General features: G+C 36.4%; 16 protein-coding genes. 13 read left to right on the plus strand and 3 right to left on the minus strand.

Annotated elements, in window-relative coordinates:
- Positions 1-105 precede the first annotated feature (105 nt).
- Both B5440_RS11935 and B5440_RS11940 read left to right on the plus strand, forming a co-directional pair.
- Positions 106-1,167, plus strand: a complete 1,062-nt coding sequence (locus B5440_RS11935; protein WP_070054048.1) for a glycosyltransferase — start codon at positions 106-108, stop codon at positions 1,165-1,167.
- Positions 1,168-1,185: 18 nt separating this feature from the next.
- Positions 1,186-2,385, plus strand: coding sequence for a polysaccharide pyruvyl transferase family protein (locus B5440_RS11940; RefSeq protein WP_070054047.1), 1,200 nt, complete (start codon positions 1,186-1,188; stop codon positions 2,383-2,385).
- A gap of 7 nt (positions 2,386-2,392) precedes the next feature.
- On the opposite strand, the gene B5440_RS11945 is transcribed toward B5440_RS11940, so the two are convergent.
- Positions 2,393-3,364 (minus strand): glycosyl transferase family 90, encoded by a 972-nt coding sequence (locus tag B5440_RS11945; protein WP_070054046.1) that lies wholly within the window; start codon positions 3,362-3,364, stop codon positions 2,393-2,395.
- A gap of 6 nt (positions 3,365-3,370) precedes the next feature.
- The gene (locus B5440_RS11950; RefSeq protein ID WP_070054045.1) at positions 3,371-4,138 is read right to left on the minus strand and encodes a lipopolysaccharide kinase InaA family protein; all 768 of its coding nucleotides are present in this window, start codon (positions 4,136-4,138) and stop codon (positions 3,371-3,373) included.
- Between the two features lie 185 nt (positions 4,139-4,323).
- Between B5440_RS11950 and B5440_RS11955 the strand changes: the two genes are divergently transcribed.
- The 7 genes from B5440_RS11955 to B5440_RS11985 all read left to right on the plus strand — a co-directional run bounded on the left by B5440_RS11955 (position 4,324) and on the right by B5440_RS11985 (position 10,801).
- Positions 4,324-5,439: a glycosyltransferase family 4 protein gene (locus B5440_RS11955; protein WP_070054044.1), complete on the plus strand. Its 1,116-nt coding sequence runs from the start codon at positions 4,324-4,326 to the stop codon at positions 5,437-5,439.
- Positions 5,426-5,995: an L-threonylcarbamoyladenylate synthase gene (locus B5440_RS11960; protein WP_070054043.1), complete on the plus strand. Its 570-nt coding sequence runs from the start codon at positions 5,426-5,428 to the stop codon at positions 5,993-5,995. Before B5440_RS11955 ends, B5440_RS11960 begins: the two co-directional genes overlap by 14 nt.
- A gap of 26 nt (positions 5,996-6,021) precedes the next feature.
- Positions 6,022-6,396 (plus strand): GxxExxY protein, encoded by a 375-nt coding sequence (locus B5440_RS11965; RefSeq protein ID WP_070054042.1) that lies wholly within the window; start codon positions 6,022-6,024, stop codon positions 6,394-6,396.
- 92 nt (positions 6,397-6,488) lie between these two features.
- Complete coding sequence (locus B5440_RS11970; protein WP_394330410.1) at positions 6,489-7,913, plus strand: CCA tRNA nucleotidyltransferase; 1,425 nt, start codon at positions 6,489-6,491, stop codon at positions 7,911-7,913.
- A gap of 34 nt (positions 7,914-7,947) precedes the next feature.
- Entirely contained in the window at positions 7,948-8,973 is a 1,026-nt protein-coding gene (locus B5440_RS11975; protein WP_070054040.1) for a COX15/CtaA family protein, read from the plus strand.
- 24 nt (positions 8,974-8,997) lie between these two features.
- Positions 8,998-9,507: an IS1096 element passenger TnpR family protein gene (locus B5440_RS11980; protein ID WP_070054039.1), complete on the plus strand. Its 510-nt coding sequence runs from the start codon at positions 8,998-9,000 to the stop codon at positions 9,505-9,507.
- A gap of 235 nt (positions 9,508-9,742) precedes the next feature.
- Positions 9,743-10,801 (plus strand): nucleoid-associated protein, encoded by a 1,059-nt coding sequence (locus B5440_RS11985; RefSeq protein WP_070054038.1) that lies wholly within the window; start codon positions 9,743-9,745, stop codon positions 10,799-10,801.
- 238 nt (positions 10,802-11,039) lie between these two features.
- On the opposite strand, the gene B5440_RS11990 is transcribed toward B5440_RS11985, so the two are convergent.
- The gene (locus B5440_RS11990; RefSeq protein WP_070054037.1) at positions 11,040-12,110 is read right to left on the minus strand and encodes a hypothetical protein; all 1,071 of its coding nucleotides are present in this window, start codon (positions 12,108-12,110) and stop codon (positions 11,040-11,042) included.
- 94 nt (positions 12,111-12,204) lie between these two features.
- Between B5440_RS11990 and B5440_RS11995 the strand changes: the two genes are divergently transcribed.
- The 4 genes from B5440_RS11995 to uvrB all read left to right on the plus strand — a co-directional run bounded on the left by B5440_RS11995 (position 12,205) and on the right by uvrB (position 18,896).
- Positions 12,205-13,110: an ABC transporter ATP-binding protein gene (locus B5440_RS11995; RefSeq protein WP_070054036.1), complete on the plus strand. Its 906-nt coding sequence runs from the start codon at positions 12,205-12,207 to the stop codon at positions 13,108-13,110.
- Positions 13,110-13,946, plus strand: coding sequence for an ABC transporter permease (locus B5440_RS12000; protein WP_070054035.1), 837 nt, complete (start codon positions 13,110-13,112; stop codon positions 13,944-13,946). The genes B5440_RS11995 and B5440_RS12000 overlap by 1 nt, the downstream gene beginning before the upstream one ends.
- Before the next feature lie 22 nt (positions 13,947-13,968).
- The gene (locus tag B5440_RS12005) at positions 13,969-16,731 is read left to right on the plus strand and encodes a T9SS type B sorting domain-containing protein (protein WP_070054034.1); all 2,763 of its coding nucleotides are present in this window, start codon (positions 13,969-13,971) and stop codon (positions 16,729-16,731) included.
- Between the two features lie 161 nt (positions 16,732-16,892).
- The gene (uvrB, locus tag B5440_RS12010) at positions 16,893-18,896 is read left to right on the plus strand and encodes an excinuclease ABC subunit UvrB (protein WP_070054033.1); all 2,004 of its coding nucleotides are present in this window, start codon (positions 16,893-16,895) and stop codon (positions 18,894-18,896) included.
- Positions 18,897-18,927 lie beyond the last annotated feature (31 nt).

Below are 18,927 nucleotides of genomic sequence, written 5' to 3' on the forward strand. Positions count from 1 at the left end.
TAAACTAATTAAATAGCATCGCAATTCTATGTTATTAAATTTGCGCACGCTTTTTGTATTCTTCTAGATGAAGAAATCGAATTTTTATTAATTTTTAAAATAAATATGGCCAAAAACCTAATTCTTGTAACGGGAATTGATATAAAACCCGAATATAACCGGACTTTAATAATTCTAAATGGATTACGAGAATTGGGATATGAAATTCAGGAATATGAATTTAAAAAATTCGACGACAAAGTAGCAAAGAAAATAGCAGAGAAAAGCAAAGATGCTTATTTTACTTACGTTCCCAGCTTTTGTCATAAATCAGTAAGTTTCGTAAAAAAATATTCGGTTTGTGATGTAGTGTTTGATCCACTTATTAGCAAATACATGACCAATATTAAAGATTACAAAAAGTATAGTAAACTTGGTTATGAATCATTACGCTCTCTATATCGGGATTTTCGATCTTCTATGAAAGCTGACTTCCTGATTTTTGATACTCTTGCCCACAGAGATTATTTTATTAAAAAGTATAAAATACCCGTTGATAAAACTGGAATCGTATATGTGGGAGCAAATACGAAAGATTTTGATAAAAATGCAAAACTGAAGAAAGTGCCCAACGCAAAATTTAGAGTAGGTTTCGTTGGAAATTTTATACCACTTCAGGGAGTACTGAATATTTTGGCCGCTGCAAAAATACTAAAGGATGAAAAAGACATAGAATTCATACTTATTGGCGATGGCTACGAATACCAGCAAGCGATAGAGTTTAGAGAAAAACATGCTTTAGAGCAGGTGATATTTGAAGGACGGGTTGATTATTCTAATTTAGATTCCTATATCAATAGTTTTGATATCTGTTTGGGGATTTTTGGAAATACTTTAAAATCTAATGTGGTGATCCCAAATAAAGTTTTTAATTATGCTTCCTGTAGCCAGGCTGTTTTAACAATGGAAACAAAGTCGGTAAAAGAAGTATTTAAACACGGCGAAAACATTTATCTATGCAAAGCCGAAGCCAAAGATATTGCCAACTCGATCAGAAATTTAAAGACCAATCCAGACTTACGTAAAAAATTGGGAGAAAACGGTTTTAATACGGTTTGTGAAGATTATAACGAAATAAAAATAGCTACAGCGCTTCTGTCTCAATATCAAGACTTCAAACAAAACTAAATAAATCAATTAGAGATTATGAAAAAAGAATTGATTATTTACGGCCCTTTTGATCGTTTCAATTATGGAGATTTGTTGTTTCCATATATGCTGGAATATGCTTTTAATAAATTATATCCCAACGAATTCAGCTTTAAAAATTTTTCCTTAGTAGCCGTTGATTTGAGAGATAAAGGCGGAGTTAAATCAGCTAATTATAGAGATTTCGTTGAAGAAGTTAATCGTAATGAAGAATCCATTATAATTGTAGCTGGTGGCCAGTGTCTCACTGCCAAATGGGATAATTTATATTCCTATATTTCCGATTCATACAATAGGGTGAGACAAATTCCACTTTTTGGAAAGCTATTAAAAAAAACGCCTTATGCGCGGAAAAAACTAAATGGCTTATCAGAATACCCATTTGTGATCGACAAGACCAATTTTAGTAGCTCAGTAAAAGTTTTGTACAATGCTGTTGGAGGAGGCAGCGAAAATCCTAAGGTAAATAAACGCTTAATCCAGTCGGATTATCTAGCAGTCAGGGAACAGCACAGTTTTGATAAACTATCTAAAGGCAAGGTTAAAGCTAAAATGGTACCTGACTGTGCCATAATTATGTCTGACCTCTATCCAAAGGAAAAATTCAAAACCAGCAGTGCTATCCGTAATAATTTGCATTCTTTTTTAAGCGACGACACAAAATATATTTTTGTCCAGGTTTCGAAGTATAAACATCAAAATTCTATTGATGCTATCGTAAAACAGCTTGATAGCCTTGCATCAACGAATAGCTTTGAACTTGTTCTTTGTCCCATTGGTACTGCCGGGGGTCACGAAGATCACATCCCTCTTCAGGAAATATTCAGCAAACTACATACAAACAAAAAGCATTTTGTTGAAGAGCCGCACGTTTTAGAAATTATGGCTCTTATCGCAAACGCCAGTCTCTATATTGGAACCAGTTTACATGGGGTAATTACAGCAATGAGTTATGGCCTGCCCTACGTTGGCCTGAATAAAAAACAGGTGAAAGTGCAGCAGTATTTAAAAACCTGGGGAATTGAAGAATTGAGTAGCATTCAGAATCCAGATTCGTTTATTGATTACGCTGAACAAATAATAGAAACTCCTTCAAATCGTATTCTATCAAAATCTTCAGAAGAAAAACAGTGCTACTACAATCACGTTAAAGAAATGTATAAAACTATAGAAGGCAAAAGAAGGCATACTAACTAGCCAATATTTACTTTTGCCCGGTTTTTTCCAGATACTTATTCATTACAGCCAACCCGATTAAATGTTCTCTTTTTCTATCAAAAAATTGTGAAACATATTCGTTGGCGTTTCTAATAATTTGATTTGCCTCTTCCTGGTTTTTAATATAATAATTGAGCCGTTCTTCCAGGTCTGAATAATCGTCTTTTATCTCCACATAATGATGATTTGCAATAAGTTCCCCCTCCATAAACCAGGTTTCAAACTTTGGTTTTGGCATCACCGCAATAGAGTTAGAAGACATAATCCATTTTAAGTTGCTGGCCACATCATTGCCTTCCAGCGCTAAAATAAATTTATATTGAAGATGATCGTATAGCGTGCATTTTTCCACAGTCCATTCTGGTCGTGATGTATTCTTATTAGTAATATTGCCTAAATCGCACATAGGATGATCAAAATATTTTTCCATAAAATCGATCCTATGGGGTTTATTATCAACTTTTCCGCGGAAAATAATCTTATCTAATTTCTCAGTGAATTTCAATCGATCTCTGATAAAAATAAAATGTCTCACCTCATCCAGTTTCAACAAAACCGAATTTTTATTATCTCCAGAAATTGGCCTGCTTTTTACAATAGATGGAATTTCTGGTATATGGGTCACATCACCCGGGACGTAATTCCATTTGAAACTTCCTTTAAACCAGGAAATAACACGATAGGCATCTAGAAAGTAAACCGATTTTACTTTCTTACTTTTCTTTAATTCTCCAAACCTTTGGGAAGATTTCGGGAGTTCCTGAACCGTTTTAAGTTTATTGTAATATTCAACCCTTGAAGTTATATAATCGCTATCAGGCCGGTAGTTGATAGATTCTAATTTCTTTGATAAGCGACTTTGAAAAACATATTTGGGAAGAATTACCTTAGCATAATTCCTAATATAATAGGGCAATTTTGCATTTTTCCCGGAAGCGAACAAAAATTTTAAATTCATATCTGGTTATTTAATGCCCACCAGGTTTTTAAATCTCTGTTTTAGTTTTCGATTCTTACCACGATTAACGAAAAAGGCATTGACAAAATACCACATTTTTTTAAACACTTCGGTCTCATTTTTTTCAATGAGTTCTGCGTATTCTTCCGCCATAATTTTAACCTTTCCCTTATCTGGGGTTAGCCGGGCAAAATTCTTCATCCGCTCAGGAAAATTAAGCGGTTTAAAATTCATTCTATTTAAATCTACCAGGGAGAATTGGTAATCTCCGCTATTTAGTTGAATCAAAGTATTGCCGGGACTATGATCTAAAAATTCTATATTCTTTTCGTGCAGGTTAAAGGTAAACCGGGTAAAAGCGCGTAGAATATCTTCGTGGCCAGGGATAGCCAAATCCAGATCTCTGAAAGTAAGATCATAATCTAAATGTTCGCTTATATAGAAACTTTTAGTGAGAGCACCCTTACTGGTCTCTTCAGCAAAAGCGATAGGTTTAGGTGTTCCTATCCCTTTCTTGATCAGTTTTTCTGCAAATTTAAAGGAGCGCTCAGCTTTAGATTCTCTAAAAAGCACATACACATACCTGTTGATGTAATTAGGTTGTTTAAAAGATTTAATATTGAATTTCATACCTTCCTTTTCAACCACCTTAATGTGATTCCTGCGGTGCTTTTTTCCGGCAAAAAAAGATTGGCCAATCGAATTGAAATTCAACAGAATTTCTTCAATGTTCTTTTTAGATAACTTATGATATTTGGAAATGAATATCTTCATCAACTTATAAAATTAAAGCTTTTTTTGAGAAACTCCACACTTGGAATTAGACCAGCAAAATACCCAAATATCGCAGTGTAAATTACTATTTTTGCGATCGCATTAGAGATTGCTTAATCAAAAACTTAGGTTTATGGTAATTTGCAAATATAACTATTGCATCAACGAATAAAGAGAAAGACCTAATGAAAATCCTTCATTTATCGGCAGTAAAAAGTTGGGGAGGCGGCGAAAACCAAATCGAATTGCTGTGTGAAGAATTCAAAAGTGATTTTCCAGAAGTAGAAAATCTTATTCTTTGCGTAAAAAATGGCCTATTTCATAAAAAATTAAAACATACTCACTTAAACTTCAAAACAGCACCGCTTAGTTTTAATTTTGATCTTCGGTATAGTTTAAAAATCGTGAAAATTTGCAAAGAAGAACGTATAGATCTTATTCATATTCACGATCCCAAAGCGCTCTCGCTAGTGGTTTTAGCCGATAAGTTTTATAATTTACCGCTAATGGTTTTTAGCAAGAAAACCTCCTTTCCTATTAAAAATAGAGAGCAAACACTTTATAAATACAACTATCCAAAACTTAAACGCATCCTGTGTGTTTCGAAAAAAACAAAAGAAATAGCTGCGGAAAAAATTAAAGATCAAAATCGTTTAAAAACAATCTACCACGGCATTTCAATTAAGAAGCAAGAACAGCTTTCTGCTGAATTTAACCTTCGAAAAGAACTTTCACTCACCGAAGATGTAATAATTGTTGGAAATATTGGAAATCATATTCCCGCTAAAGATCTCAGTGTTTTTATTGAAATTGCTGAAAAGATAATTCAGCAGCAAAAAAACCTAAAGTTTCATTTTGTTCAAGTTGGACAATTCACTCCAGAAACCTCAACCTTTCTTAAACTCTTAAAGACAAAAAAATTAGAATCACATATTAGTTTTTTGGGCTTTAAAGAAAATGCATCAACAATAATCCCTCAATTAGATTTTCTGATGCTCACCTCAATTTCTGAAGGAGTTCCTAACGTAATCTATGAAGCTTTCTATCATAAAACTCCGGTTATCTCCACAAATGTGGGCGGAATTCCCGAAATTGCGACTCATATGGAAAATGGTCTTTTAGCTGATGCTAAAGACGCTGGAAAATTAGCCGAACTCTTGCTATTTTTGCAGGAAAACAAAGCGCTAATTTCTCGATTTACTGAAAATGGCTATAAAAAAATGGTAGAAAATTTTACCACAAAACAAATGGCTCAACAAACACTACAAGAATACAAAAACGTCCTTAATGGAAGATATTAAAACCGAAATGCAAAACGCCCTGGCAACTCTAAAACGTGGCGGACTTATACTCTACCCTACCGATACGGTTTGGGGAATTGGCTGTGATGCCACCAATGCTGAAGCGGTAGAGAAAGTATATAAACTTAAAAAACGAAAGGAAAGTCAGGCACTTATTTGCCTGGTTTCAGACTATAAAATGCTGAATCAATTTGTAGAAGATGTACCGGAAGTAGCTTACGATATTCTCAAATTTGCAAAAAAACCTACGACAATTATTTACGACGATCCAATTCGCGTAGCTGAAAATTTAATCGCCGATGACAATTCTTTGGCAATTAGAGTTTCCAAGGATAAATTCAGCAATGATTTGGCAAAAAGATTTCGGAAACCAATCGTTTCTACCTCAGCAAACATTAGTGGAGAAAAAACACCCGGATCCTTCGCTGAAATCAGCCCCGAAATTTTAGAAGGTGTGGACTATGTAGTAAATTTGCAAAAAAATAAAAAATCGGCTAAACCCTCCGCCATCATTAAATTAAGTAACGATGGTAAGGTAAAAGTGATTAGGAAATAAATTATTCTGCCACGAATACACGAATTATGGCCGATATTATATACAAAGACGAAAGTTATGCCATTGTTGGAGCACTATTCAATGTATATAATTATTTAGGCAGTGGATTTTCTGAAATAGTTTATAAAGATGCTTTAGAACTGGAGTTTAGTTCGCTGAATATTCCTTTTGAAAGAGAAAAAGAATACTCAGTTTCCTATAAAGGGATTGTTCTTAGTCATAAATTTTATGCTGATTTTGTTCTTTTTGATAAAATAATTTTAGAAATAAAGTCTATAGATAATATTCACGATAAGCATATAGCGCAGTGCATTAATTATTTAAAAGTTTCGGAAAATAGGTTAGCAATATTAGCCAACTTCCACAAGGATTTATTAGATCATAAAAGAATTGTGCTATAAATATTTGTGTATTCGTGGCTAGAAAAGATAAAATCTTCTAACATCATTAAACACGTAATGATAAAAAGGAAGTTTCAAAAGAAATTACAATAGTGAAGAATTATAAAGGCGCTTTATCCCACAATATATTCAGGGTCATCACCCAGGCCTCGGAAGAAATAAAACTTGAAAGCTACGTTATTGGAGGCTTTGTTCGCGATCACATCTTACAGCGGGGAGAGCCCAAAGATATTGATATTGTTGCGGTAGGAAGCGGAATTGAACTCGCGAAAAAAGTTGCCGAAATACTTCCGCACAAACCCAAAGTCCAGGTTTTCAAAAACTATGGTACGGCAATGCTCCGTGCTTATGATATGGAAATCGAATTTGTGGGCGCGCGTAAAGAAAGTTATCAAAAAGATAGTCGCAAGCCCATTGTAGAAGACGGAAGTCTGGAAGACGACCAAAATCGTCGGGATTTCACCATAAATGCGCTGGCGCTTGGTTTGAATGAAGATAACTTCGGAAATCTTTTAGATCCTTTTGATGGGATTGAAGATCTGAATTCGAAGATTATCAGAACTCCTTTAGATCCTGATATTACTTATTCTGATGATCCCTTGCGGATGCTTCGGGCTATCCGGTTTGCAACGCAGCTAAATTTTAAGATCGAGAAAGAATCTTTAGAGGCAATTGGCAGGAACAAAAAACGCATCAAGATAATTTCCAAAGAAAGAATTACGGAAGAATTGCATAAAATTATGCTGGCGGAAAAACCTTCAAAAGGCTTTTCTTTATTACATAAAACCAGATTACTTCATATCATTATGCCCGAATTGACCGCTCTGGAAGGCATAGATGAAATTGAAGGCCAGAAGCACAAGGATAATTTTTGGCATACTTTAGAAGTGGTAGATAATATCGCAGAAAATACTGATGATCTCTGGCTACGCTGGGCAGCTTTACTGCACGATATTGGAAAAGCTCCAACTAAAAAATTTCATAAGAAAATCGGCTGGACTTTTCACGGGCACGAATTTGTAGGCGCAAAAATGGTTTTTAAACTATTTAAACGTCTACGTCTTCCACTAAATGACAAGATGAAATATGTGCAGAAATTGGTTTTAATGAGTTCGCGGCCAATCGCTATTGTTGACAACGACGTAACCGATTCTGCCGTACGCCGACTTATTTTTGACGCGGGTGAAGATATTGAAGATTTGATGACGCTTTGTGAAGCAGATATCACCACAAAAAATCCGAATCGATTTAAGAAATACCACAATAATTTTAAAGTGGTTCGCACCAAAATGAAAGAGGTGGAAGAACGTGACCACGTTCGTAATTTCCAACCTCCGGTTACTGGTGAAGAAATTATGGAAACTTTTAATATTAGACCATCCCGCGAAATCGGTATTATTAAAGACACCATTAAAGAAGCAATTCTTGAAGGGGAAATTCCAAACGAACACGATGCCGCGAGAAATTTAATGCTTAAAAAAGGAAGAGAATTGGGATTATCAGTGAGTAGTGAGTAGTGAAGTTTATGTTTTTAACTTTCAACTTAAAAATATGTATAGAAAATCGGTTAAAATTTCCCTGATCCTGGTTTACCTGGTTATTGTTGCCGGTGCCGTGGTAAGAATGACGGGCTCCGGAATGGGTTGCCCAGACTGGCCAAAATGTTTTGGCTATTATATTCCTCCAACCGAAGTTTCAGAACTGGAGTTTCAGGCTAATCGCGAATATGAAAAAGGACAGGTAATAATTGTTGATGAGACTTTAAAAGTAGCAGCAAGTAACTTTACTTCCGCAGAAAACTATTCCGAAGAAAATTGGGAAACCTACACAAAACACGATTATGCAATTTTTAACCCAACTCACACCTGGGTTGAATATATAAATAGGCTCGCCGGAGCTTTAGCGGGATTTGCCGTACTTATTATGGCCGTACTTTCCTTTAAAAAATGGAAAAAAAGGAAACAAATCACTTTGCTTTCCTGGCTTAGCGTTTTTCTTATGGGCTTCCAGGCCTGGCTTGGCGCAACGGTAGTTTATTCTGTATTATCGCCGGTTAAGATTACCATTCATATGGTGATGGCACTGGTAATTGTGGCTGTTTTACTTTACTTGCTATTTATTTCAGAAGAGAAAAAACTAGCTCAAGAGCCAAATAAAACTTTTAGAAATCTAATGGTTTTAGCCGTAGCGCTTACGCTAATACAGGTGGTTTTAGGAACACAAGTAAGGCAGTTTGTAGATGAACAGGTTAAAATATTTGGTTATAGCACTAAAGATATGTGGTTGGAAAATCCTAACCTCACCTTCTATATTCATCGTAGTTTTTCTATCCTGGTCCTACTTGTAAACCTTGTACTTTGGTGGAAAAACCGAAAACTTCAACTAAAGTTTGGTAAAATAAACTGGGTTCTACTGTTTATTTTCCTGGAAATTCTAACCGGCATTGCTATGTATAATTTTGAATTTCCGTTCACATCGCAACCGCTACATTTGGTGATTGCCGCGGTATTGTTCGGGTTTCAATTTTATTTATTATTGGAAAGCTTTGCCGCCGGCAGAAAGTTGAAAACTTCGTAACTTTGCCCATTAAAATTTGATATTATGGTTTACCGATTTAGAGTAATTCTTGATGCAGAGGAAGATGTATTTAGAGATATAGAAATACTGCAGGAAAACACGCTGGAAGATCTTCATAATACCATTTTACAGTCTTTTGGGTTTGATGGTACAGAGATGGCTTCGTTCTATTTAAGTGACGAAAAATGGGAACAGGGCGAGGAGTTTTCCCAATTTGATATGGGTGGTGAAGTTCGGTTAATGAATGAAACCAGCCTGGAATCTATTCTGGATGAAGATAATAGAAATATTATCTATGTATACGATTTCCTAAAAATGTGGACTTTTCTAATAGAATTGGCCCAGGTTGGCGAAATTGAAGATGGCAGAGATTACCCAAACCTTATGTTTGTTCACGGGCAAATTCCCGATGAAGCACCAGATAAAGATTTTGTAGGAGAAGATGATGGCGATGCTGGTTCCGGTGATATTTTTGACCAGGGCTATAACACCAACGATTACGACGATCTTTCTTTTAATGAAAACTGGAATTAATTGCGTAGCAATTATCCCGAACTCGCTTTAGGATCTTTGATTTAACATCATCCTGAAATTTATCCAAAAAGCACCAAATCAATGGCAAGCTGAACTTGTTTCAGCTTTTAACTAAAGACAGTTAGCACTCTAAAGTTCGTTTGATTAATTTTAGAGACTTAAATAAGAAAATAAGATTTCCGCCGCAGTTTATCCCGATATTTATCGGGACGGAAATGACAAAACTATATACTGAATGATCAACCTTTTTAATGCGCAAATTGAATCCCTTTCTATTCACAGGGTGGGCAATAAAAGCCGAAATGAGAACATTTTTCTCTCTGCGGCTCCTTATCAATTAAATGATGAAATTACTCCTTTAATCAAGGAATATTTTCTGAAATCATTTAGGGAAAAAGAAGAAAATTACTTCAATTTTTCTCACGATACCGATATTGAATTCAACGAATTGTACAATTTAGCCAATGCTATTTTTGATAATCCTGAGAATATTCATGAAGCTTCCAAAAAGATCACTACTTTATTATTTGAGCAATCTTCCCATCCACACATCAAGAGCGGGGAAGTATATGTAGTGTATTTTGAAAACCTACAGATTGATAATGAAAAGGTTTCAGGAATTGGAATTTTTAAATCTGAATTAAAGCACGACTTCCTGCAATTTCAAGAAAACGGCAGTATTTTGGAGATGATCGTTCAGCAGGGAATCAATTTGAATAAACTGGATAAAGGGGCGCTGATTTTCAATAAAAACCGTGCTGAAGGATATAAGATCCTCTCGGTAGATTCTAACAAATACGATACTAAATACTGGCTGGAAAACTTTCTAGGGGTTGATGTAATGCGTGATGAAAATTACAACACTAAAAGTTACTTAAACTTCTGTAAGAATTTTGCTAAAGACGTGGTTTTGCCTGCGGAAGACAAAAAAGAAGAAGTGATGTTCATGAACCGAAGTATGGATTACTTCGCCAAGAATGACGACTTTGAAGAAAGTAATTTCCTGAATTCAGTAATAGATAATCCTGATTTGGTACCCGAATTTCAGCATTATAAAACTGAAAAAGCACCTAAATACAAGATTGAAGATCTTACCAATTTCCCAATCGCCAATAAAGCGGTAACTGATGCCCGTAAGAAAATTAAAAGCGTTATCAATCTTGATACGCACATCCAGATTAAAATGGATTTTGTTAATGCTGAATCGGCCGATAAGTTTGTGGAAAAAGGCTGGGATGAAGAAAAGCAGATGTATTATTACCTGGTTTACTTTAATAAAGAAGAAAAGAGTTAAGAAAATCTTCTAAAAGTAATAGCCACGAATACACAAATATTATTAGTGAATTCGTGGCTATTTTTTCAACTATTTTTACATTAAAAATGTTGTATGAAAAGTATAGTTTCGTCAAGCTGAACTTGTTTCAGCTTCTAACCTGTTCTGATTATCGACATTTTAGATCCTGAAATATCCCGAAGTTTCGGGACAGGATGACGATTTTAAGAAAAGTTTTCAAACAACCTCTTTTTTTCTTTTACGAACTTTCCAGCAAACGTTTCATATTTACATCTTCGTAATTACGACGTACAAAATCTAAAGCAGTTCTAAGAATTTGCCCCATGGTGCTTGCACGTTTAAACTTCATATCGTTGGTATAGCGATATAGATCTTTCCTTAAGGTTTTTACATTTGCCTGAGTAGAGACATGATCATTTATCATACAACGCAATAATTCTTTGTAGCGCGGGCGGGTATTAATAATCCTTTTAGCGAGCAGTGAGCGCTCCTCTTTTCTGTATTGCTCAATGGAAGATTCCTGAAGTTTCTCCTGAACTAGCTCCACCATCTTAAGGTTCTCTTTAAAGAACTGCGGTCTATATACTTTTAAATTTCCTTCAAAACACTGTTGATCAAAATCTATCGCCCTTATTTGGTATTCAACGTGATCAAAATCGTGAGTTGGGATTACCACGTAATTATAAGAACGCATATCTCCCAATAATCGCACTGTACAGCGCTCATTAAATTTCACAAATTGTTTGGCTATTTGGGTTTGCGCCCTGTTATCGCAAGTGGGCAAATGTTCTTCTATAAAAACATCTCCTGGAATACCGGCAATATGTTCTTCAATTAGAGTGTCTTTATATACTAAAAAGTTGATTCGGTGCGGAGAAAGCAAATGCTCAAATTCGAGTCCGTAGATTCTGGAAGCATCGGCTTTTTTTACGTAGAAATAAGTAAAACTATCATTTAAGATATTTCGCACTTTTATGCGGAAGGGTTTTGAATTTCCGAAGGTGCAATAATCTATAGCATCAACATTTAAGAATTCCAGCGAATCGTCACTTCCGTCAGAATGCATAATGGTATATACCTGTTTCAGGCTGTTATCTATTTCCTCTCTTTCAAAATCGGGGTAATAACAGCGCACCCAAAAAGTATCTTCTTCGTGCTGATCGTATACCACAACCGAGCCTGAAAATCGCAACAAATCATCGTAAAAAACAGGGATTTTGGTGTTTCGGTTGTGTTTGGCCAGATATCGATTTAACCTCTCATTTACAGCAAATGAAGGTTTCTTCTTAGACATCAGCTTTTCTTCCATATTATATCAGCTTTTCATCAAAAATAAGCTTTCTAAGGCGAAATCTGTAACAATTGTCTAACTTCGTCGTCATACTTTAAACTTTTCTTCAATTTTGGAAACAATTCTAAGTCTCAAAGACCTTACTAAAAAATATGGCGCGCTAACCGCGGTAGACAGCTTGTCTTTCACCATAGAAAAAGGCAACGTATATGGTATTTTAGGCCCTAACGGAAGTGGAAAATCCACTACCCTTGGGATGGTACTAAACGTAGTAAATAAAACCTCCGGGGAATTCGCCTGGTTTGGTGGTAATACTGAAACACACGAAGCTTTAAAAAAAGTAGGTGCCATAATTGAGCATCCTAACTTTTACCCTTATATGACAGCGGTGCAAAACCTGGCGTTGGTTTGTAAAATTAAAGATGTTCCCAGTGATAAAATTGAAGAAAAACTGGAGATCGTGAACCTGCTGGATAGAAAAGACAGCAAATTTAAAACCTTTTCTCTGGGTATGAAGCAGCGTCTTGCTATAGCTTCTGCCCTACTCAACGATCCGGAAATTCTAATTTTAGATGAACCTACAAATGGATTAGATCCGCAGGGGATTCATCAAATTCGAGAGATAATCAGGAAGATCGCAGCTGGAGGAACTACCATTTTGCTCGCTTCGCATTTACTGGATGAAGTAGAGAAAGTTTGTTCTCACGTGGTGATTATAAGAAATGGCAAGAAACTTTATAGCGGTCCTGTAGATGCTATAAATGCCAGCCACGGTTTCTTTGAACTACAGGCTAAAAATATGCAGCTATTGCAAGAGTTACTTATTGCCCATCCGGGAATAGAAAATGTTTCAGAAAAAGAAAATGTGGTCACGGCGATTCTTAAAGAGCCTATGGATGCTGAAACTATTAACGAATATTTATTTGAAAAAGGACTTTCACTTTCATACCTGGTAAAACGAAAAGAAAGCCTGGAAGAACAATTCCTTGAATTAACCAAACAAACTTCATCCGCATAATGTTACGACTTTTAGAGATAGAATATCATAAATTACGCTATAGCCGTTCGGCAAAAATATTGGTTCTTACCTATTTTATTTTAATAACATTTATTGCTTTAATAGCATCTATCGAATTTAATTTAGGCGCCATTAACTTTCGAGTAGCCGACCAGGGGATTTTTAATTTTCCATATATCTGGCATTTTAATTCTTATATAGCCGCCTTGCTAAAATTGTTCCTGGCTATTGTAATTGTTTCCATGATGTCCAACGAATATACCAACAGGACACTAAAACAGAATTTGATAGACGGCCTAAGCAAGAAAGAATTCATCGCTTCTAAGTTCTTAACCGTAACGGTGTTTTCTTTGATCTCTACCCTGTTTTTATTTGTGGTTTCGCTCATCTTAGGACTTTCATTTTCAGATTTTACCGAGGTTTCCATCATCTTTTCTGATATGGAATATATGATAGCCTATTTTGTAAAACTCACAGGTTTCTTTGCTTTCTGTATGTTTTTAGGAATTCTTATAAAACGTTCGGCTTTTGCGCTGGGTTTTCTGTTTATCTGGTGGATATTAGAAAGTATTGTTTACGGGGTTTTAAAGTGGAAAATTTTCAGAGATTCTGAAATCGCTGATAATATTGCAAGATTTTTTCCGCTGGAATCTATGAGCAATTTAATTAAAGAACCCTTTTCAAGGCTATCTGCCGTACAAACAGCGGCGACTCAAGTAGGTTCAGAAATTGAGAAAGACTATGGAATTCATTGGTATCAATTAATAATTGTGATAATCTGGACCGCTATTTTTGTATTTTTATCCTACAAGCTCTTAAAAAAGAGAGATTTGTAGGTAATAGTATGAAAGCAGCTGAATGAAATTCTCTCATCTTTTTTTTATATTTTTCCTGGTCTTGAGCTCACAGCTTAATGCCCAGCAAGAGGCCTCTAACTGGTATTTTGGAGTTGGTGCCGGGCTCTCTTTTCCCGGCCCTAATGATGATCCTGTAAGTTTGAACAATGGGCGGTTACAAACCCTGGAAGGTTCTACCACTATATCTGACCGAAACGGAAATTTACTTTTCTATACCGATGGCACGGTTGTTTACGATAGAAACCATAATATAATGCAGAATGGAAATAGCCTAAAAGGTGACATTTCCACTACACAATCTGCTATTATAGTACCACGGCCGGCTAACCCTGGTCGCTACTTTATTTTTACTGTAGATAAGCCTGATTATTATCTCACCCCAGGAAACCCTATTGAAGGCGTTAATTTTTCTGAAGTAGATATGAGCCTAAATAATGGCAATGGCGCTATAATTAACGGACAAAAAAACATCCATTTAGTAACCTACAATCCATCAAATAGTTTACAAAACGAGTTTAAAAGTTCAGAAAAAATAACCGCTGTAATTGCGGGAGATTGCACTTCCTATTGGGTAGTCACCCAGTTTATGGATAAGTTTTATTCATTTAGAGTGAGCTCTTCTGGGGTGGATACCAACCCGGTTATATCTGATATTTCCAATAATTTCGCTCCTATTTTAGATGAACAAGAGATCAATATTACTTCTCGAGGATATTTAAAAATTTCCCCTGATGGCCGTAAAATGGCTGCTGCTTATTCACAAACTTCCCTAGGCAGTCCCAGAACCGGTGGTGGAAAAAATAGCGGCGAAGTTTATCTGTATGATTTTGATGACGAAACAGGAAGGGTTACTAATGAAGAATTACTCTTGCTGGATACTTATCCTTATGGCGTTGAATTTTCTCCAGAAAGCACTAAACTGTATGTCACCACCAATGAATATGAGGGTGGTGAGATCTTACAGGAAAGTAAAATATACCAGTTCAACCTGGAAAGTTATAATATTAGAAATTCTGGAACAGTGATCAATTCTTCCAGCAATGTGGCGGGAGCACTTCAATTAGCCATAAACGGAAAAATTTATCGCGCGGGATACCCTAAAGATGGTGGCTCAGAATCGCATAGCTCTATTTCAGTTATAAGTAATCCTGGAATGGATCCAGGAAGTGTGACTTACAGGCATAATTCAGTAGATATTTCTCCTAACTATGTCAAACTTGGGCTTCCTCCTTTTGTTCAATCCTTATTCCAGGATAGTTTTGATGTAGATAATCTTTGCTCCGGGGCATCTACTAAGTTTACTATCACCGGCGAAAATGATTATGATTCTGTTTTATGGGATTTTGGCGATGGAGACACTTCCACTACCGAGAATCCGCAACATACCTTTCCACAACCCGGGACTTATAGCGTAAGTTTGATCAAAACGATTTCAGGTATTCCGCAAGATCCGGTTTGTAAAGAAGTTACTATTACCGAGCTACCAAATATTTCCAATAATTTTACCCTTACCCAGTGCGATGTGGGCGATAGCGACCCGAATGATGGTATAACCGAATTTAATCTGCAACTTGCCCGCCAGGAACTCACTTCTGAAGATCCCAGTCTTCAGCTTTATTTTTATGAAAATGAGAATGACGCCCAAAATGATACCGAAAACCAAAACGCCTTAAATAATATTTACAGAAACAATTCCCAGGATCAGGAATTAACGGTAAAAGTTATTGGTTTTAACTCAGATTGCTTTGAGATCGCCAGCATTAAATTACATACTACTAGCAGTGTAGTTCTGGAGCCCGAAGCGGCCGTTGGATGTGAATTGTTTGATGGTGACGCTGAATTTGATCTACCTACCATTGAACAAAATATTATCGCTGAATTAGGGCTTAATAGCAGCGTAAGTTTAAGCTTCCACGAATCTGAAAACGATGCCGCAGTTGGCGAAAATCCTCTTTTGGGCACCTATATATCTGGAGCGAAAACACTTTACATAAGAGCAGAAAATGCCAATGTTTGTTACGGTTTTGGATCTATAGACTTGCAAATAGCAGCTTTTCCCAGAATAAATAATATCCTGGCATTACAAGCCTGCACCTCAGATTTTCCCGTAACTCTTGGCGATGAACTGAATATAACCAATTCCGAAAATTTTGACTTTTCATGGAGTACAGGAGAAAATTCGGAAAGCATTCAGGTAAATGAAGCAGGAGCCTATAGCCTTAGAATTACCGATACTAATTTAGGTTGTGGCCAGTCAATAGATTTTATCGTAGAGGAATTCCCAAATCCTGAAATTTTAGAACTGGAAATTGAAAATAACGGTCAAAATAGCAGTGTAACCGTGCTTACTAACAATATTGAAGATTTAGAATTTTCTATAGACGATCCCAACGGCCCGTATCAAAATACTCCTACTTTTAGAAATGTTTCAGGCGGCCCGCATACTTTCTACGCCAGGAGTGCTAATTCCTGCGAAGTCGCCCAATTTTCAGAAATAATTTTCGGCTTCCCGGCATTCTTTACGCCGAATAGCGATGGGTATAACGATTTTTGGCTTCCTTATGAAACAAGCAACAAGGATTTCCAGGTAGAATACATCTATATTTTTGATAGGTATGGTAAACTATTAAAACAATTACCCGGAAATACTTCTGGATGGGACGGCAATTATAACGGAAGACCAATGCCATCTAATGATTATTGGTTTAAAGGCAAACTGGCAAATGGTCAGGAATTTAGCGGCCATTTTACCCTAAAACGTTAAGGAAAAGTTTATCAGTTTGAATAGGCAGGATTATTGATTAGTTTCGTGAGAATAAGACAAGAAACTACCTTGCGGCAAGCCCAAGAGGCAATAAATAGAGATTTTTTTGAATTTCGAGCCAGGCTTCGAAACATTTAAATCTCGATTATCGAGTAAGACGAATGAAGTTTAAGATAGAATCAGACTACAAACCAACGGGTGACCAGCCTAAAGCCATTGAGCAATTGGTTACCGGGATTAATAATAACGACCAATACCAAACCCTACTCGGGGTAACAGGATCGGGAAAAACCTTTTCTGTTGCGAATGTAATTCAGGATGTGCAAAAACCCACCCTGGTGCTTGCTCATAATAAAACACTTGCCGCGCAGCTTTATTCAGAATTCAAGCAATTTTTTCCGAATAATGCCGTGGAATATTTTGTGAGTTATTACGATTATTATCAGCCGGAAGCTTTTATTCCTGCTTCAGGAACTTATATTGAAAAAGACCTTTCTATCAATGAAGAAATTGAAAAACTAAGGCTTAGTACAACTTCTTCGCTGTTAAGCGGAAGACGTGATGTGATTGTGGTTGCTTCAGTTTCCTGTTTGTATGGTATTGGTAACCCTGTGGAATTTCGAAAAAATGTGGTTTCTATTGAACAGGATATGCAAATTTCCAGAACCAAATTTCTACACCAATTGGTGCAGAGTCTTTATTCCCGTACCGAAGCAGAATTCACTCACGGTAATTTCAGAATTAAAGGAGATACGGTAGATGTTTTCCCAAGCTATGCCGATAATGCTTTCAGAATTCACTTTTTTGGGGATGAAATTGAAGAAATTGAAGCTTTTGATCCGGGTACCAATGATATTATTGAAAAATATGAAAGGCTGAATATTTATCCTGCCAATATGTTCGTAACCTCGCCCGATGTGATGCAAAACGCCATTCATCATATTCAGGACGATCTTGTAAAGCAAGTAGATTACTTTAGAGATATCGGTAAACATTTGGAAGCAAAACGACTGGACGAAAGAACCAATTTTGACCTGGAAATGATTCGGGAGTTAGGCTATTGCTCAGGGATTGAGAATTATTCTCGTTATCTTGACGGAAGACAACCCGGCACAAGACCTTTCTGCCTTCTGGATTATTTTCCAGATGATTTTCTAATGGTAGTTGATGAAAGCCACGTGACCATTCCACAAGTTCACGCTATGTATGGCGGGGATAGATCCAGGAAAGAGACCCTGGTAGAATATGGATTTAGGCTGCCGGCTGCCATGGACAACCGACCGCTGAAATTTGAAGAATTTGAGGCTTTACAAAACCAGGTGATCTATGTAAGCGCTACTCCGGCAGATTACGAATTACAAAAGTCTGAAGGAGTTTATGTAGAGCAGGTTATTAGGCCAACCGGACTTCTGGATCCGATAATTGAAGTGCGGCCAAGTTTAAATCAAATAGACGATCTTATTGAAGAGATTCATACTAGAATCGAGAAAGATCAGAGAACACTAGTCACTACGCTTACCAAAAGAATGGCCGAAGAATTAGCAAAATATCTGACGCGAATTGATATTAGATGTCGTTATATTCATTCTGATGTCGATACTTTGGAACGTGTGGAAATTATGCAGGATTTACGCCGCGGTTTGTTTGATGTACTTATTGGGGTGAACTTATTAAGAGAAGGACTTGACCTTCCTGAAGTTTCGCTTGTAGCCGTAATTGATGCTGATAAAGAAGGATTTTTAAGAAGTAACCGTTCCCTCACTCAGACTATTGGCCGGGCAGCCCGTCATGTAGAAGGAAAGGCGATTTTGTATGCCGATAAGGTTACCGATAGTATGCAAAAAACCATTGATCAAACCGAATATAGACGGACAAAGCAGATAAATTATAATAAAGAGAATAACATTCGCCCTACTCCACTGGTTAAAAAACTTGAGAACAGCACGTTGATCAAGGAAAAACTGGATGTCTATGATGCTGAGAAACCATTAACTACCAAAGCTGCTGAAGCAGAGGTTGCCTATATGAGTAAACCCGATCTGGAAAAAAGAATTAGGGAGAAAAGAAAAGCAATGGAAAAAGCGGCTAAAGATCTCGATTTTATGGCAGCAGCAAAACACCGTGATGAAATAAAAATGCTTCAGAATAAAGTTAAAGAAGCATAGGGCTAGGGAAATCCCTTATTATTGGAAGGTT

It is taken from the genome of Salegentibacter salarius (genome assembly GCF_900168265.1).
Classification (GTDB): domain Bacteria; phylum Bacteroidota; class Bacteroidia; order Flavobacteriales; family Flavobacteriaceae; genus Salegentibacter; species Salegentibacter salarius.

Bases quoted from the DNA above. Each gene is read 5' to 3' on its own strand.
- B5440_RS11935 (WP_070054048.1), top strand. From the start codon at position 106: ATGGCCAAAAACCTAATTCTTGTAACGGGAATTGATATAAAACCCGAA.
- B5440_RS11940 (WP_070054047.1), top strand. From the start codon at position 1,186: ATGAAAAAAGAATTGATTATTTACGGCCCTTTTGATCGTTTCAATTAT.
- B5440_RS11945 (WP_070054046.1), bottom strand. From the start codon at position 3,364: ATGAATTTAAAATTTTTGTTCGCTTCCGGGAAAAATGCAAAATTGCCC.
- B5440_RS11950 (WP_070054045.1), bottom strand. From the start codon at position 4,138: ATGAAGATATTCATTTCCAAATATCATAAGTTATCTAAAAAGAACATT.
- B5440_RS11955 (WP_070054044.1), top strand. From the start codon at position 4,324: ATGAAAATCCTTCATTTATCGGCAGTAAAAAGTTGGGGAGGCGGCGAA.
- B5440_RS11960 (WP_070054043.1), top strand. From the start codon at position 5,426: ATGGAAGATATTAAAACCGAAATGCAAAACGCCCTGGCAACTCTAAAA.
- B5440_RS11965 (WP_070054042.1), top strand. From the start codon at position 6,022: ATGGCCGATATTATATACAAAGACGAAAGTTATGCCATTGTTGGAGCA.
- B5440_RS11975 (WP_070054040.1), top strand. From the start codon at position 7,948: ATGTATAGAAAATCGGTTAAAATTTCCCTGATCCTGGTTTACCTGGTT.
- B5440_RS11980 (WP_070054039.1), top strand. From the start codon at position 8,998: ATGGTTTACCGATTTAGAGTAATTCTTGATGCAGAGGAAGATGTATTT.
- B5440_RS11985 (WP_070054038.1), top strand. From the start codon at position 9,743: ATGATCAACCTTTTTAATGCGCAAATTGAATCCCTTTCTATTCACAGG.
- B5440_RS11990 (WP_070054037.1), bottom strand. From the start codon at position 12,110: ATGGAAGAAAAGCTGATGTCTAAGAAGAAACCTTCATTTGCTGTAAAT.
- B5440_RS12000 (WP_070054035.1), top strand. From the start codon at position 13,110: ATGTTACGACTTTTAGAGATAGAATATCATAAATTACGCTATAGCCGT.
- B5440_RS12005 (WP_070054034.1), top strand. From the start codon at position 13,969: ATGAAATTCTCTCATCTTTTTTTTATATTTTTCCTGGTCTTGAGCTCA.
- uvrB (WP_070054033.1), top strand. From the start codon at position 16,893: ATGAAGTTTAAGATAGAATCAGACTACAAACCAACGGGTGACCAGCCT.